At 67.9% G+C, this 15438-nt stretch carries 13 protein-coding genes and 2 tRNA genes; 5 read left to right on the top strand and 10 right to left on the bottom strand.

Annotation, left to right across the window (positions count from 1 at the left end; genetic code table 11):
* Positions 1 to 2: 2 nt before the first annotated feature.
* From DIE06_RS16320 to fdxA, 4 genes are all read right to left on the bottom strand, one after another.
* Positions 3 to 488 (bottom strand): CreA family protein, encoded by a 486-nt coding sequence (locus tag DIE06_RS16320; protein WP_124662302.1) that lies wholly within the window; start codon positions 486 to 488, stop codon positions 3 to 5.
* 107 nt (positions 489 to 595) lie between these two features.
* Positions 596 to 671, bottom strand: a tRNA-Asn gene (locus DIE06_RS16315).
* A 75-nt stretch (positions 672 to 746) separates the two neighbouring features.
* Positions 747 to 822 (bottom strand) — tRNA-Asn (locus DIE06_RS16310).
* Positions 823 to 927: 105 nt separating this feature from the next.
* Complete coding sequence (fdxA, locus tag DIE06_RS16305) at positions 928 to 1251, bottom strand: ferredoxin FdxA (RefSeq protein WP_011544919.1); 324 nt, start codon at positions 1249 to 1251, stop codon at positions 928 to 930.
* A gap of 288 nt (positions 1252 to 1539) precedes the next feature.
* Between fdxA and pncB the strand changes: the two genes are divergently transcribed.
* The 5 genes from pncB (at position 1540) to DIE06_RS16270 (ending at position 7514) form a co-directional block, all read left to right on the top strand.
* Positions 1540 to 2736, top strand: coding sequence for a nicotinate phosphoribosyltransferase (gene pncB, locus DIE06_RS16290; protein ID WP_124662300.1), 1197 nt, complete (start codon positions 1540 to 1542; stop codon positions 2734 to 2736).
* Positions 2737 to 2822: 86 nt separating this feature from the next.
* Complete coding sequence (locus DIE06_RS16285; RefSeq protein ID WP_124662299.1) at positions 2823 to 3485, top strand: lactate utilization protein C; 663 nt, start codon at positions 2823 to 2825, stop codon at positions 3483 to 3485.
* A gap of 52 nt (positions 3486 to 3537) precedes the next feature.
* Positions 3538 to 4968: a sodium:proton antiporter gene (locus DIE06_RS16280; RefSeq protein WP_124662298.1), complete on the top strand. Its 1431-nt coding sequence runs from the start codon at positions 3538 to 3540 to the stop codon at positions 4966 to 4968.
* A gap of 81 nt (positions 4969 to 5049) precedes the next feature.
* Positions 5050 to 6039 carry a D-glycerate dehydrogenase gene (locus DIE06_RS16275; protein ID WP_124662297.1) on the top strand — a complete coding sequence of 330 codons (990 nt, stop codon included), beginning with the start codon at positions 5050 to 5052 and terminating at the stop codon, positions 6037 to 6039.
* Complete coding sequence (locus DIE06_RS16270) at positions 6036 to 7514, top strand: DNA recombination protein RmuC (RefSeq protein ID WP_124662296.1); 1479 nt, start codon at positions 6036 to 6038, stop codon at positions 7512 to 7514. Before DIE06_RS16275 ends, DIE06_RS16270 begins: the two co-directional genes overlap by 4 nt.
* A gap of 96 nt (positions 7515 to 7610) precedes the next feature.
* Here DIE06_RS16270 and DIE06_RS16265 read toward each other — a convergent pair whose 3' ends face one another.
* The 6 genes from DIE06_RS16265 to DIE06_RS16240 all read right to left on the bottom strand — a co-directional run bounded on the left by DIE06_RS16265 (position 7611) and on the right by DIE06_RS16240 (position 14837).
* Positions 7611 to 8096, bottom strand: a complete 486-nt coding sequence (locus DIE06_RS16265; RefSeq protein ID WP_124662295.1) for a GNAT family N-acetyltransferase — start codon at positions 8094 to 8096, stop codon at positions 7611 to 7613.
* Positions 8093 to 8368 carry a hypothetical protein gene (locus tag DIE06_RS16260; protein ID WP_006476519.1) on the bottom strand — a complete coding sequence of 92 codons (276 nt, stop codon included), beginning with the start codon at positions 8366 to 8368 and terminating at the stop codon, positions 8093 to 8095. The genes DIE06_RS16265 and DIE06_RS16260 overlap by 4 nt, the downstream gene beginning before the upstream one ends.
* A gap of 37 nt (positions 8369 to 8405) precedes the next feature.
* On the bottom strand, positions 8406 to 9701 hold the full coding sequence (glp, locus tag DIE06_RS16255; protein WP_124662294.1) for a gephyrin-like molybdotransferase Glp: 1296 nt from the start codon (positions 9699 to 9701) through the stop codon (positions 8406 to 8408).
* A 105-nt stretch (positions 9702 to 9806) separates the two neighbouring features.
* Positions 9807 to 10424: a molybdenum cofactor guanylyltransferase MobA gene (mobA, locus tag DIE06_RS16250; RefSeq protein ID WP_124662293.1), complete on the bottom strand. Its 618-nt coding sequence runs from the start codon at positions 10422 to 10424 to the stop codon at positions 9807 to 9809.
* 28 nt (positions 10425 to 10452) lie between these two features.
* On the bottom strand, positions 10453 to 11565 hold the full coding sequence (gene moaA, locus DIE06_RS16245; RefSeq protein ID WP_124662292.1) for a GTP 3',8-cyclase MoaA: 1113 nt from the start codon (positions 11563 to 11565) through the stop codon (positions 10453 to 10455).
* A gap of 131 nt (positions 11566 to 11696) precedes the next feature.
* Entirely contained in the window at positions 11697 to 14837 is a 3141-nt protein-coding gene (locus DIE06_RS16240; protein ID WP_124662291.1) for an Rne/Rng family ribonuclease, read from the bottom strand.
* Positions 14838 to 15438 lie beyond the last annotated feature (601 nt).

The following is a 15438-nucleotide window of genomic DNA, read 5'->3' as shown; positions in this document are numbered from 1 at the left end:
CCTTACTTGACCGGAATCGTCGTGCCGGCCGGCATCGGCACCGCGGTGACGGCGTTCTTCGGGCTGCCGCTGACGATGCGGTCGCTGTAGGTCAGGTAGACGAGCGTGTTGCGCTTCTTGTCGACTACGCGCACGACGTGCAGCGTCTTGAAGATGAACGACATCCGTTCGCTGAACACGTCGGTCTGCTGCTTGAGCGGCTCCTTGAAGCTGAGCGGGCCGACTTGCCGGCACGCGATCGACGCTTCGCTCGGATCCTCGGCGACGCCGAGCGTGCCCTTGATCCCGCCGGTGCGCGCCCGCGACACGTAGCAAGTGACGCCCGTCACGAGCGGATCGTCGTATGCTTCGACGACCACGCGGTCGGAGCCCGTCACGCGGAAATGGGTGTTGACGCTGCCGACTTCTTCCGCGTACGCGAGTGGCGCGGCGGCAAAGGCGGAGAGCAGAAGGGCGAGCGGCGCGGCGGAAAGGAGGCGGTGCTTCATCGACGGAACCGGATGCGAATGCGGGACAGAGACTCTAGCATGCGCGACGGCGACCGGCGGGCGCCGGAAAAACAAAAGGCCCGTCGAATGACGGGCCTTTCGCTGTCTGGCTCCCCGACCTGGGCTCGAACCAGGGACCTACGGATTAACAGTCCGGCGCTCTACCGACTGAGCTATCGGGGAATAAATCGGTACATCTGCGTGTTTGTCTGGTGGCCAACAAAAAACCCGTCCACTTTCAACGGGCCTTTGCGTTTTTGGCTCCCCGACCTGGGCTCGAACCAGGGACCTACGGATTAACAGTCCGGCGCTCTACCGACTGAGCTATCGGGGAACAAACAACAACAGCAGAGAAACGAGATTGTATGGAGTGTTCGCTAACCTGTCAACACTTTTGGGCGACGATGCGCAAAAAACTTTCTGCGGCGCGGCTTCGCGATCAGCGCTCGAGCAGGTGCAGCTTGTCCTGCACGTCCTTCCACTCGTCCGCGTCGGCCGGTGCCGGCTTGGTCTTCGTGATCGACGGCCAGTTCTTCGCCAGCTCGGCGTTCAGCTCGGTGAACTGCTGCTGGTCGCCCGGAACGTCTTCTTCGGCATAGATCGCATTGGTCGGGCACTCGGCGACGCACACGGCGCAGTCGATGCACTCGTCCGGATCGATGGCGAGAAAGTTGGGACCTTCACGGAAGCAATCCACCGGGCACACATCCACGCAATCCGTGTATTTGCACTTGATGCAGCCTTCGGTCACAACGTGAGTCATTAAAACGCTCCTGCTTGGCGGTATATATGGGGTGGCGTTTGCGCCAAAAGCGGCATTGTAACTGAAGCGCAAAACCCGCATGGCATGGTCGGCTATCCGGCTTATATCGTTTCGTGATTAGTTTATGGGGCCGACCGCGGGCGCGGCGCGTGCGGCCGTCCGCACGGCGCGGCGGGCAGGGGGAGGCGGTTTCACGATGGTCGGGCCCGCATTCGGGTAACATGGCCGACAGACCGGGCGGCGCGCGGTGCGCCGGGGCCCTGTCACGATATTGGCGGTGCCGTAATCATGATCATCACTTCGCTGCTCGACACGGATCTCTACAAGTTCACGATGATGCAGGTCGTCCTGCATCACTTTCCTGCCGCAAACGTCGAGTACCGGTTCCGGTGCCGCACGCCGGGCGTCGATCTCGTGCCGTACATCGACGAGATCCGCGACGAGGTGCGCGGCCTGTGTTCGCTGCGCTTCACCGACGACGAACTCGACTACCTGCGGCGCATGCGCTTCATCAAGAGCGATTTCGTCGACTTCCTCGCGCTGTTCCACCTGAACGAGAAGTACATCTCGATCACGCCTTCGCCGAAGGGCAACGGCGAGATCGACATCGTGATCGAGGGGCCGTGGCTGCACACGATCCTGTTCGAGATCCCGGCGCTCGCGATCGTCAACGAGGTCTATTTCCGCAACACGCAGCGGGAGCCCGACTATCGCGAAGGCCGCGAGCGGTTGTGCGAGAAGATCAAGCTGCTTGGCGCGAAGCCCGAGTTCGCCGACTGCAAGATCGCCGACTACGGCACGCGCCGGCGCTTCTCGAAGGTGTGGCACGAGGAGGTCGCGCTGACGCTGCGCGACGGGCTCGGGCCGCAGTTCGCGGGCACGAGCAACGTGTTCTACGCGATGAAGCACGGCCTGACGCCGCTCGGCACGATGGCGCACGAATACCTGCAGGCCTGCCAGGCGCTCGGCCCGCGGTTGCGCGATTCACAGACCTACGGTTTCGAGATGTGGGCGAAGGAGTATCGCGGCGACCTCGGGATCGCGCTGTCGGACGTCTACGGGATGGATGCGTTCCTGAACGACTTCGACATGTACTTCTGCAAGCTGTTCGACGGCGCGCGCCACGATTCGGGTGATCCGTTCGAGTGGGGCGAACGCATGCTGCGCCACTACGAGGCGAACCGCTGCGATCCGCGCACCAAGGTGCTCGTGTTCTCGGACGCGCTCGACATCCCGAAGGTCATGCAGCTCTACGAACGGTTCCGCAATCGCTGCAAGCTCGCGTTCGGCGTCGGCACGAACCTCACGAACGATCTCGGCTACGTGCCGCTGCAGATCGTGATCAAGATGGTCCGCTGTAACGGACAGCCGGTCGCGAAGCTGTCGGATACACCGGGCAAGAGCATGTGCGACGACAAGGCGTATCTCGCGTACCTGCGCCAGGTATTCGGCATCGCGCAGCCGGCGGACGACGCATCGCAGTAAGCGTCGGCCATGCGGCCAGATGCGTCGCGCCGAGGGCGGCCGGTATAATCCGACGGTATCGCACGCCAACGTCACGAGGACCGTTCATGGACACTTCCGCTGCCCGTCGCCAGATCCTCGCACGCATTCGCGCGGCGCAAGGACGCGCACCCGAGCCCGATGCAGCGGAGCGCGACGGCGTCGCCGACTATCTCGCCCGCCATCCCGAAGGGCCGCGCCCGCCGATGCCGGCCGACCTCGTCGCCGCGTTCGTCGATGAAGCGGCGCGCCTGTCTACGACGGTCGACGAAGTCGCGACGCTGGCCGACGCGCCCGCCGCCGCTGCCCGCTATCTTTCCGCTCACGGACTGCCGATGCAGGCCGTCGCATGGCGCACGCTGGCCGAGCTCGACTGGGCGGGGGCAGGCCTGGCGGTCGACTGCCGCAAGCCGCGCGACGGCGATCTCGTCGGCCTCACGGGCTGCTTCTGCGCGACCGCCGAAACGGGTTCGCTGGTGCTGCTGTCCGGCCCCGACACCTATGCATCGGCCGGGCTGCTGCCGGAAACCCACATCGCGATCGTGCCGGCGTCGCGGATCGTCGCGGGCCATGAAGACGCATTCGCACTGATTCGCGCGGAGCGCGGCGAATTGCCGCGCGCGGTCAATTTCGTATCGGGCCCGTCGCGTACGGGCGATATCGAGCAGACCATCGTGCTGGGCGCGCACGGCCCGTACCGCGTTCACGCGATCGTCGTGCGCGGCGCATGACGCGCGCGCCCGATCCATCCTCACTCGACTCACTCGCACAAGGAAGTACTGCATGAAACGACATGCCGCCTGGGCGGGCATGGCGTCGGGAGCCGCGCTTGGCGCCGTTCCCGCGCTCGCATCGGCCGCCACGCTCGACGGTGCCACGCTGTCCGCACTCTGGGGCATCCCGTTCGCCGGGATCCTGCTGTCCATCGCGGTGTTCCCGCTCATCGCCCCGGTGTTCTGGCATCACCATTTCGGCAAGATCGCCGCGGCGTGGGCGATCGCGTTCCTGGCTCCGTTCGCGGTCGCGTTCGGTGCGGGCACGGCGTTCGGTACGCTGGTGCACGCGCTGCTCGAGGAATACATCCCGTTCATCGTGCTGCTGACCGCGCTCTATACGGTTGCCGGCGGCATTTGCGTCAACGGTAACCTGCACGGCACGCCGAAGCTGAACACCGCGATCCTCGCGCTCGGCACGCTGCTCGCGAGCGTGATGGGCACGACGGGTGCCGCGATGCTGCTGATCCGGCCGCTGCTGCGCGCGAACGACAACCGCAAGCACGTCGTGCACGTCGTGATCTTCTTCATCTTCCTCGTCGCGAACGCGGGCGGCTCGCTGTCGCCGCTCGGCGATCCGCCGCTGTTCCTCGGCTTCCTGAACGGCGTGAGCTTCTTCTGGACGACCACGCATCTCGCGCTGCCGATGCTGTTCATTTGCGCGGTGCTGCTGACGCTGTTCTTCGTGGTCGATACGTACTTCTACCGGAAAGGCGGCGAGGAGCGGCCCGCCGCGCTCGACCCGACGCCCGACGACGCCGCGCTGTCGATCGACGGCAAGGTCAACTTCGTGCTGCTCGCGGCCGTGATCGGCCTCGTGCTGATGAGCGGCGTCTGGAAGCCGGGCATCAGGTTCGACGTGTGGGGCACGCACGTCGCGCTGCAGAATCTCGTGCGCGATGTCGTGCTGGTCGTCGTGGCGCTCGTGTCGCTCGCGCTGACGCCGCGCTCGGCGCGCGAAGGGAACGCGTTCAACTGGGCGCCGATCGAGGAGGTCGCGAAGCTGTTCGCGGGGATCTTCGTGACGATCGCGCCGGTGATCGTGATCCTGCGCGCGGGTGCGGACGGCGCGTTCGCGCAGATCGTCCATCTCGTCACGGGGCCCGACGGCAAGCCGATCGACGCGATGTACTTCTGGGCGACCGGCCTGCTGTCGTCGTTCCTCGACAACGCGCCGACCTATCTCGTGTTCTTCAACCTCGCCGGCGGCGATGCGCAATCGCTGATGACGGCGGGCGCGACGACGCTCGCCGCGATTTCCGCGGGGGCGGTGTTCATGGGCGCGAACAGCTACATCGGCAATGCGCCGAACTTCATGGTGAAGGCGATCGCGGAGTCGCGCGGCGTGAAGATGCCGAGCTTCTTCGCGTATCTCGGCTGGGCGCTCGTGATACTGGTGCCGGTATTCCTGCTGACGTCGTGGATTTTCTTCACGGCCTAGGCTGACGATTTTCAACCAAGCGCGGACGATTCCGGCGGCACTCGATGCGCCGCGTTCCGGCCGCCGCATGTGGAGATGGCGATGCAGAAGATCCTGGTCGCGCGTCCGATCTTTCCGGACGTGATCGAACGGCTCGAGCAGTATTTCGAAGTCGACTGGAACAACGGCGATGCGCTCGCCCCCGACGCGCTCGCCGCGCGTCTCGCCGACAAGGACGGCGCGCTGACGGCGGGCGACCCGGTCGACGCGGCTGTGCTCGCGGCGGCGCCGCGCCTGCGCGTCGTGTCGAACATGGCGGTCGGCTACAACAACTTCGACATGGCCGCGTTCAACGCGGCGAACGTGCTCGGCACCAACACGCCGGACGTGCTGAACGAGTCGACCGCGGATTTCGGCTGGGCGCTGATGATGGCCGCCGCGCGTCGGATCGCCGAATCCGAGCACTGGTTGCGCGCCGGACACTGGCGGAAATGGGCGTACGACGGTTTCCTCGGCAGCGACATTTACGGCTCGACGCTCGGCGTCATCGGAATGGGGCGCATCGGTCAGGCGCTCGCGCGGCGTGCGCGCGGCTTCGGGATGCAGGTGATCTATCACAACCGGTCGCGGGTCGCGCCGGAGATCGAGGCCGAGCTGAACGCCGAATACGTGTCGAAGGATGCATTGCTGGCGGGTGCCGATCACGTCGTGCTCGTGCTGCCGTACACGAAGGAGAACCATCACACGATCGGCGCGGCCGAGCTCGCGAAGATGAAGCCCACCGCGACGCTGACGAACATCGCACGAGGTGGCATCGTCGATGACGCGGCGCTGGCCGCCGCGCTGCGCGACGGGACGATCGCCGCGGCCGGCCTCGACGTGTATGAAGGCGAGCCGAGCGTCCACCCGGCGCTGCTCGAGGTGCCGAACGTCGTGCTGACGCCGCACATCGCGAGCGCGACCGAGAAGACGCGCCGCGCGATGGCGAACCTCGCGGCCGACAATCTGATCGCCGCGCTGGGCGTTGGGCCGCGCGCGGGGCAGCCGCCGAATCCGATCAACCCTGACGTGATCGGGAAGCCGCGCGCATGACGACGATGTTGTTGCTGGCAGCGGTCGTCGTGCTGGCCGTCGCGCTCGCGGTGGCGATCGTCGCGATGGTGCGCGGCGGCGGCCGCCATGACGACGCGGTCGTGCTCGGCGACCAGATCGAGGACGCCGCGCACGCGCAGGCGCTCGCGGTCGAGCGGCTCGAACGCGAGTTGCGCGGCGAGATCGTCGAGAATGCGCGCGGCTCGCGCACCGAGCTGGCCGGCAATTTCTCGCAGCTTCAGCAGACACTCGCGACGCAGTTGACGAGTATCGCGACCGTGCAGAACAACCAGATCGAAGGTTTCGCGCAACAGCTCGGCAAGCTCGTCGCGGGCAACGCGCAGCAGTTCGACGCGATGCGCGAGAGCGTGCAGCGCCAGGCGCAGCAGGCGCGCGAAGAGCAGACGGTCGCGCTGCGGCTGTTCGGCGACACGCTGAACCGGCAGCTCACGCAACTGACCGAGGCCAACGATCGCCGGATCGGTGAAGTGCGTGCGACGCTCGAGCAGCGGCTGAAGGAAATCGAGACGAACAACGCGGCGAAGCTCGAGGAGATGCGCCGTACCGTCGACGAGAAGCTGCATGCGACGCTCGAACAACGGCTCGGCGAATCGTTCAAGCTCGTGTCGGACCGGCTCGAGCAGGTGCACCGCGGGCTCGGCGAGATGCAGACGCTCGCGGCCGGCGTCGGCGACCTGAAGAAGGTGCTGACCAACGTGAAGACGCGCGGCACCTGGGGCGAGGTGCAGCTCGAGGCGTTGCTCGAGCAGATGCTCACACCCGACCAGTACGCGAAGAACGTCGCGACGGTGCCGAAGAGCAGCGAACGCGTCGAGTTCGCGATCCGGCTGCCGGGGCGCGACGCCGGCACGCGCGACGCGCCGCCGGTGTGGCTGCCGATCGACGCGAAGTTTCCGCGTGAGGACTACGAGCGGCTGATCGATGCGCAGGAACGTGCCGATTCGGTGGCGGTCGAGGAAGCGGCCCGTGCGCTCGAGGCGCGCGTGCGGATGGAGGCGCGCACGATCGCCGAGAAGTACGTCGCACCACCGCATACGACCGATTTCGCGCTGCTGTTCCTGCCGACCGAGGGGCTCTATGCGGAGATCCTGCGCCGCCCGGGGCTGACCGACCTGCTGCAGCGCGACTATCGCGTGACGGTGGCCGGGCCGACCACGCTGACCGCATTGCTGAACAGCCTGCAGATGGGTTTCCGCACGCTCGCTATCGAGCAGCGCTCGAGCGAGGTGTGGCAGGTGCTCGGTGCGGTGAAGACCGAATTTGGCAAGTTTGGCGACGTGCTCGCGCGCACGAAGGCGCAGCTCGAAACGGTCACGCGCTCGATCGAGGCCGCCGAGCAGCGCACCCGCGTGATGAACCGCAAGCTGAAACAGGTCGAGGCGTTGCCGGGCGAAACGGCGGCCGGGCTGCTCGGTGCGGAAGCCGCGGACGGCGCCGATGCGGACGATGCATGACGCACGACGCGGGCCGCCGAAACCGGCTGGAACGAAAAACGGGCGCCGCGGCGCCCGTTTTCTTTTGACACAGCGGCCGGCGTGGCCGGCCCGTGTTCAGCGTGCGGCGAGCGCGTCCAGCGCGTCGCCGGTGACGCGCACGATGCGCCAGTCCGGCAGCACGGTCGCGCCCATCTTCTCGTAGAAGTCGATCGCCGGCTGGTTCCAGTCGAGCACCGACCATTCGAAACGGCCGCAGCGGCGCTCGACGGCGAGTGCCGCGAGGTGCTGCAGCATCGCGGTGCCGAGGCCCGTACCGCGCTGCGACGGCTGTACGTACAGATCCTCGAGATACAGACCGCGACGGCCGAGGAACGTCGAATAGTTGTGGAAGAACAGCGCATACGCGACGATCGCGCCATCGCGCTCGGCCACCAGCGCTTCGGCGGCGGGGTGCTTGCCGAACAGCGCATCGGCCAGATCGGCGTCGCGCGCGACGAACAGGTGCGTGAGCTTCTCGAACTCGGCCAGCTCGCGCATCAGCGCGAGGATCGCGCCGACGTCGCGCGCTTCGGCCGCGCGAATCAGCGGCGTGCCGTTCACGCTTCCTCCGGCGGATCCGACAGCACGATCTCGATGCCGCCGAAGCGCGACGCGACCCAGTTGTACGCGTGGCAGGCGATCCACAGCAGCACGAAGCCGAGGATCGCGTTCAGCAGCAGCGCGCTCAGGATCGTGCTCAGTTCGACCATCCCGTAGCGGATGTACGCGACCAGGATGCCGAGCAGCACGATCGGCACGCTGAACGTCAGGTAGACGAGGATCAGCGCCTTCGCGGTTTGCCCCGCGGCGATCGACGAGATTTGTTTCTTCATGTGCGGATTGCCCCCGTAGAGATATACCGATTGGAATTCAGATCAGGCCGTCGAGCGGCAGGATGTCGACCGGGGCGCCCGCGTCGACTGCCGCGGTATCGTGGCCCAGGACGATGAAACAGTTGGCGGCCGCGAGGCCGCTCAGTGATGCGGAACTCTGCGAACCGGCCGGCGCGACGTGCCACTGGCCGTCGGCGTCGCGTGTCGCGATGGCGCGCAGGTATTCGGTACGGCCCGGACGCTTTTTCAGTGCCTGCGTGCTGCGTGCCGTGTACATCGCCGGCGCCGGCGGATGCGCGCCGGCCAGCGTCAGCAGCGCGGGGCGCACGATCGCGTAGAACGTTACGGCGGACGCGACCGGATTGCCGGGCAGCCCGAAGAACAGCACGTGACCGGCGCCGTCGCCCGCGCGCGCGAGCGTGCCGCATGCGAGCGGCCGGCCGGGCCGCAGCGCGAGGCTCGCGAAGGTCACGTCGCCGAGCCTCGCCATTACGTCGCGCGTGAAATCGGCCTCGCCGACCGACACGCCGCCCGACGTGATCACCGCGTCGGCCTGTGCGGCGGCGGCATCGCGCAGTGCGCGTTCGAGCGCTGCCGGATCGTCGCGGACGATCCCGAGATCGAGCGCGTCGATGTGCAGCCTTTCGAGCATCGCGACCAGCATTCCGCGATTGCTGTCGTACAGCGTGCCGCGGCCGGGCGGCTCGCCGGGTTCGCGCAGTTCGTCGCCGGTCGAGAACACGGCGACGCGCACGCGGCGGCGCACCGTGACTTCGCGTAACCCGAACGATGCGAGCAGGCCGAGATCGGACGGGCGCAGGATGCGGCCGGCGGCTAGCGCGCAGGCGCCGCGCGCGAGATCCTCGCCGGCGCGGCGGCAGTTTGCGCCGCGCGCGACGTCGTGCGCGGCGAAGCGGATGACGTCACCGTCGACGTGTACGCGTTCCTGCGGAATGACCGTGTCGCATCCGGCCGGCATCGGCGCGCCGGTCATGATGCGGATGCACGCGCCGGGTGCGACGGCCTCGTCGAACGGGTGGCCGGCGAGCGCCGTGCCCGCCACCGTCAGCGCGACATCGGCGGCCGATGCAAGTGCGCCAGCGCTGCCGTCGAATGCATAGCCGTCCATTGCCGAGTTGTCGTACGCGGGGATGTCGAACGGCGCATTCACGTCTGCCGCGAGCACGCGGTCGAGGGCGTCATGCAGCGGCACCGTGTCGCATGCGTCGACCGGTACCGCGAACCGGCATGCGAGCGCCTGCGCGTCCGCGAGCGACAGCGGGGCAGCGGAATCGGGTGCGGTTCGGGAGGCGGGCGAGGATTGCGTGATCATCAGTCGGACTGCGCCGCAAGGCGTATCGGGTTCGTGGCCGGTGGCGCGCGGAGGGCACCTGAGCGCGAAGGCGCATGCGGCGGGCGGAAACGGATGCCGGTGCCGTCAGCGGTGGGCAAGCGCGGCAAGTTCCTGCCAGGAGTTGGCATTGTAAAACGCACGCTCGTCGCGAAACTCGACTTCGACCGTCTTGTGGCGTGCGTACCACGCACGCACCTTGCGCTCGCCGGCCGCGAGCCTGGCCGCGAGATCGTCGGCGAGCGACGTTCGCAGCAGCGCGAAGGTCGGCTGCGGCGAACGCGCCTGTTGCGCGTCGACGGTCACCGCCATCGCGATCTCGGCCTGTTGCGCGTCGAGGGCCGCGCGCAGCCGCGCGACGAGGTCGGCCGGCAAATAGGGCGTATCGCACGGCGAGCACGCGACGAGCGGTGCGCGCGCCGCCCGCATGCCGGCGAGCAGCCCCGCGAGCGGGCCAGGGAAATCGGGTGTTTCGTCCGGCACGATGCGCGCGTCGAACGGCGCACCGAGCTCGGCGTAGCGATCGGCGTTGCGATTCGCGCTGATCAGCGTCTCGTCGACCTGCGGCGAGAGCCGGCGCAGCACGTGCAGCGCGAGCGGCGTACCGTCCAGCAGCTGCAGGCCCTTGTCGGCGCCGTCCATGCGCGTCGCGCGCCCGCCCGCGAGCAGCAGGCCGGTGATGAAAGGTGAGGTGGAAGCGGACATCGCGGGAAATCGGGGCGGGCGGCGCGCGTCAGCCGCCGATGTACGACATTTCGACGCGCTTGCCGGCGCCGTCGGGCACCGCGTCGGCGCCCGCGCTGCCGCGCAGCTGCGAATAGCGGTCGGTGCGGGCCTGCCAGATCCGGGCGATCGCGGTCGCGATCTCGGCGTCGCTGGCGCCGCCGCGCACCAGGGCGCGCAGGTCATGGCCGGTCGACGCGAACAGGCACAGGTACAGCTTGCCTTCGGTCGACAGCCGCGCGCGCGTGCAGTCGCCGCAGAATGCCTGCGTGACGCTCGAGATCACGCCGATCTCGCCGCTGCCGTCCGCATAGCCCCAGCGCTGCGCGGTTTCCGCCGCCGTGTGCGGCTCGAGCGGCACGAGCGGGAACTGCTCGGCGATCCGCGCGACGACATCCGCGGACGGCAGCACTTCGGTCATGTTCCAGCCGTTCGACGTGCCGACGTCCATGTATTCGATGAAGCGCAGGATCACGCCGGTGCCGCGGAAGCGCTCGGCCATCGGCAGGATCTCGCCGTCGTTGGTGCCGCGCTTCACGACCATGTTGACCTTGACCGGCGCGAGGCCCGCGGCCTGCGCGGCGAAGATGCCGTCGAGCACGTCGGCGCTCGCGAAGTCGGCGTCGTTCATGCGCTTGAACAGCGTGTCGTCGAGCGCGTCGAGGCTGACCGTCACGCGCGTGAGGCCGGCGTCCTTCAGTGCGCGCGCCTTGCGCGCGAGCAGCGAGCCGTTGGTGGTCAGCGTCAGGTCGAGCGGGCGGCCGTCATGGGTCGTCAGGCGCGCGAGGCGCTCGATCAGGAATTCGAGGTTCTTGCGCAGCAGCGGCTCGCCGCCGGTGATCCGGATCTTTTCGACGCCGTGCGCGACGAACAGCCGCGCCACGCGCTCGATCTCTTCGTGCGTGAGCAGTGCGCTGTGCGGCAGGAACGGGTAGTCCTTGTCGAACACGTCTCGCGGCATGCAGTACACGCAACGGAAATTGCAGCGGTCCGTCACCGAGATGCGCAGGTCGCGCAGCGGCCTGGCGAACGTGTCGGCCAGGGCGCCGTCAGGGGTGTGCGCGACGCCGGAGATATCCGGCATCCCGCTGACGTCGGCGAGAGGAATGATGCGTCGGGACATGTTGAAAGAAGTGCGAGCCAGACCTCTATTTTAGCCGCAAGCGGCCGGCCGGGCCGGTGGGCGGAAACCCGCAGCGCGGAAATGAAAAAGCCCGCCGGAGGCGGGCTTTTCCTGGTCGGGCGATGCGCCGCTTAATGGTGCGACGTTTCGACCTGCTGCATCGGGGTCGTGTCGACCGGCGGCAGCGCCTTGCGCTCGCGCGGTACGCGGACCGCACGCGGCAGGTTCGACGCGACTTCCTGGGCAGCGCGGAACTTGTCGGCGTCGGTGTTCACCCACACGAGACCGGCCTGTTCGAGCACGACGTCGAGGCTCGCCGAAGCGGGCGCGGCGGCCGGTTGGACAGGCGCCGGAGCCGGTGCGGCAACGGCTTCGACCGGTGCGGCTTCGACGTGAGCCGGTTCGACGGCTGCCGGAGCAGCTTCGACTGCGACGACCGGTGCCGGTGCGGCCTGCTCGACGGGAGCAGACTGCGGCGCTTCGACGGCGGCAGGCGCGGCCGGGACTTCAAACGCATCGGTCGGCGAAACCGCGACCGGAGCCGGGCCGGCTTCCGGAGCAGCGGCCGGTGCGACCGGGGCCGATTCGGCTGCCGGTGCGACCGGGGCAGGCTCGAGCGGTGCGACCGGCGTCGCTTCGACGCGAACCGGTGCCGGTTGCGGCTCGACCGCGGCCGGTGCGACTGCTTCGGCACGCTGTTCGACTGCGGCCTCGGCGACCACGGCGCCCGCTGCGGCGACGGCTGCCACGGCGACCGGTGCGGCCGTATGGGCCGGCTCGACCGCGCTCGGGGCTTCCGACGTCACGGCCTGCACGTCGGCTTCGCCGTCCGCGCCTTGTTCGGCGTGGTCGACGACTGCGCCTTCGTCCTCGCGCTCGCGACGACCGCCACGGCGGCCGCGGCGGCGGCGACGACGTTCCTCGCCGTCACGTGCGCCGGCTTCCGCGTCGGCTGCGACATCGGCGCCCGGCAGGGCGACCGCTGCGGCCTGGTCGGCTTCCGCTTCCGGATGGTTCTCGCCACGGGTGACGGTCTCGAGCGTCGCCGCGTGTTGCGTCGGCTTGCGGCGCTCACCGCGCTCGCGACGTTCGCCGCGTTCCTGGCGCTCGCCGCGGCCGGCTGCCTCGACGGCTTCCGGCTGCTCGGTGCGCTCGCGCGGTTCGCGGTTCTCGCGCGGTTCACGCGGCTCACGGCTTTCACGCGGCTCGCGCGGTTCGCGGCCTTCGCGCGGGCCACGGCCCTCGCGACCTTCGCGGCCCTCACGACCTTCGCGCGGCTCGCGGCCTTCACGCGGTTCGCGACCCTCGCGCGGTTCACGCGGCTCGCGCACTTCCTTGCCTTCGCGTTCCTGGCGTTGCGACTGGCCACGGCCTGCCGCTGCCTGGTCGCGACCACCCTGAGCCTGCTGGGCGCCGCCACGACGGTTGCGGTTGCGATCGCCGCCGCGCTGCTCGGTCTTCTCGGTCCGCTCGCGGGCCGGACGGCCAGCCTGTTCCTTCGCCGGTGCCGGTGCAGCCGGCGTGGGCGCCGGAGCCGGCGACATGCCGAACAGGCCCTTCAGCCAGCCGATGAAGCCGCCGCTCGCCGCGGCGACCGGTGCGGGCGCCGGAACCGGCTCGGCCTGGCGCTGCGGTGCCGGGCTCGGCGCCGGACGCTCGGGCGTGATGCCCTTGACCGCCGCTTCCTGCTTCGGCTTCACTTCGGCTGCGCGCTTGCTGTAGCCGGTTTCCGACTCCAGTTCGCGGGCGGCTTCCTCGGCCATCTTCCAGGACGCACGCGGATCGTCGAGGCGTGCGTCGTCGTGGCGCAGGCGCTCGAGCTTGTAGTGCGGCGTATCGAGGTGCTTGTTCGGGATCAGCACGATGCCGACCTTGAAACGCGACTCGATCTTGTTGATTTCCTGGCGCTTTTCGTTGAGCAGGAAGGCGGTCACCTCGACCGGCACCTGGCAGTGGATCGCCGCGGTGTTTTCCTTCATCGCTTCTTCCTGAATGATCCGCAGGACCTGCAGCGCGGACGATTCGGTATCGCGGATGTGGCCGGTGCCGTTACAGCGCGGGCAGGTCACGTGGCTGCCTTCCGACAGCGCCGGACGCAGGCGCTGGCGCGACAGTTCCATCAAGCCGAAGCGGGAGATCTTGCCCATCTGCACGCGCGCACGGTCGTGCTTGAGCGCGTCTTTCAGGCGTTGCTCGACTTCGCGCTGGCTCTTCGCCGACTCCATGTCGATGAAGTCGATCACGATCAGGCCGCCGAGGTCGCGCAGGCGCAGCTGGCGGGCCACTTCGTCGGCCGCTTCGAGGTTCGTGCGGGTCGCCGTTTCCTCGATGTCCGCGCCCTTGGTCGCACGCGCCGAGTTCACGTCGATCGCGACGAGCGCTTCGGTGTGATCGATCACGATCGCGCCGCCCGACGGCAGCGGCACCGTGCGCGAGTACGCGGTCTCGATCTGGTGTTCGATCTGGAAGCGGGAGAAGAGCGGCACGTCGTCGTGGTAGCGCTTCACCTTCGACACGTTGTCCGGCATCACGATGTCCATGAACGCACGGGCCTGATCGTAGATCTCGGTCGTGTCGATCAGGATTTCGCCGATATCGGGCTGGAAATAGTCCCGGATCGCGCGGATCACGAGGCTCGACTCCAGATAGATCAGCATCGGCTGGCCGGCGTTGCCGCTTTGCGACGCGGCTTCGATCGCGCGCCACAGCTGCAGCAGGTAGTTCAGGTCCCACTGCAGTTCCTCGGCGCTTCGGCCGATGCCCGCGGTGCGGGCGATCATGCTCATGCCGTCCGGAATCTGCAACTGCGCCATGGTTTCGCGCAGTTCCTGCCGCTCGTCGCCTTCGATCCGGCGCGACACGCCGCCGCCGCGCGGGTTGTTCGGCATCAGCACGAGGTAGCGACCGGCGAGCGAGATGAAGGTCGTGAGGGCGGCGCCCTTGTTGCCACGCTCTTCCTTCTCGACCTGGACGATCAGCTCCTGGCCTTCGCGCAGGGCATCCTGGATGCGCGCGGAGCGCATGTCGATGCCTTCCTTGAAGTACTGGCGGGCGACTTCCTTGAACGGCAGGAAGCCGTGGCGGTCTTCGCCGTAGTTGACGAAGCACGCTTCGAGCGACGGCTCGATACGGGTAATGACACCTTTGTAGATATTGCCTTTGCGCTGTTCGCGCCCGGCTGTCTCGATGTCGATGTCGATGAGCTTTTGTCCATCGACGATGGCGACGCGCAGTTCCTCCTGCTGCGTCGCATTGAACAGCATGCGTTTCATGAACGACTCCAGGCGGCTCCGCTGCCGGCGCCTCGCGGTTGTCAGTCGCGAGGGCGGGAACGACGGCAGGCCGCACCTTGTTGTGTTGTCACAAGCACGCTGGAGCGGGAAGGATGGCGGGGAGAATTGCCTGAAGAGGCGCTTGGGCCCGAAAGACGGGGCCGGCGGCCGTTGGGCACCTGCGAATACGGTTTCAAAGCACGGCGTTCACACACCGCACGCTGCACAAGCGCGCTAAGCCTGAGTCCGGGCATTGCCACGGGCGCGCGCAATGCGTCGCGCGCGCCGACGGGCGGCAGATGCTGCGGCTTGGGCCGCAGCGGGGAGTATCGAATCCAGCCCGACTTTCCCGCTTGGGGTGTACTTCCCTGGTTTGACGTCGCCAAGCCCCGCACCTTCGCGGGGCCAAATCGGGCGCAACGCCGTAATTTTCGCAACCGGCAGCCTGCGGACGCACTTCGCGCCGTCGGGCTGCCGATCAAATTCTTTTCAACCAACTTTCCGTTACCGCGGCGCCTTGCCGACCGAATCCGCCTGTGGGCGCGATCCTTGCCGACGGGCGGCGCCGTGCGTGCAACTTGCTGCATCTCTTTGATTAGGG

This window comes from Burkholderia sp. Bp8998 (assembly GCF_003854235.1).
GTDB lineage: Bacteria > Pseudomonadota > Gammaproteobacteria > Burkholderiales > Burkholderiaceae > Burkholderia.
This window is presented reverse-complemented; position numbering and strand designations above follow the sequence as displayed.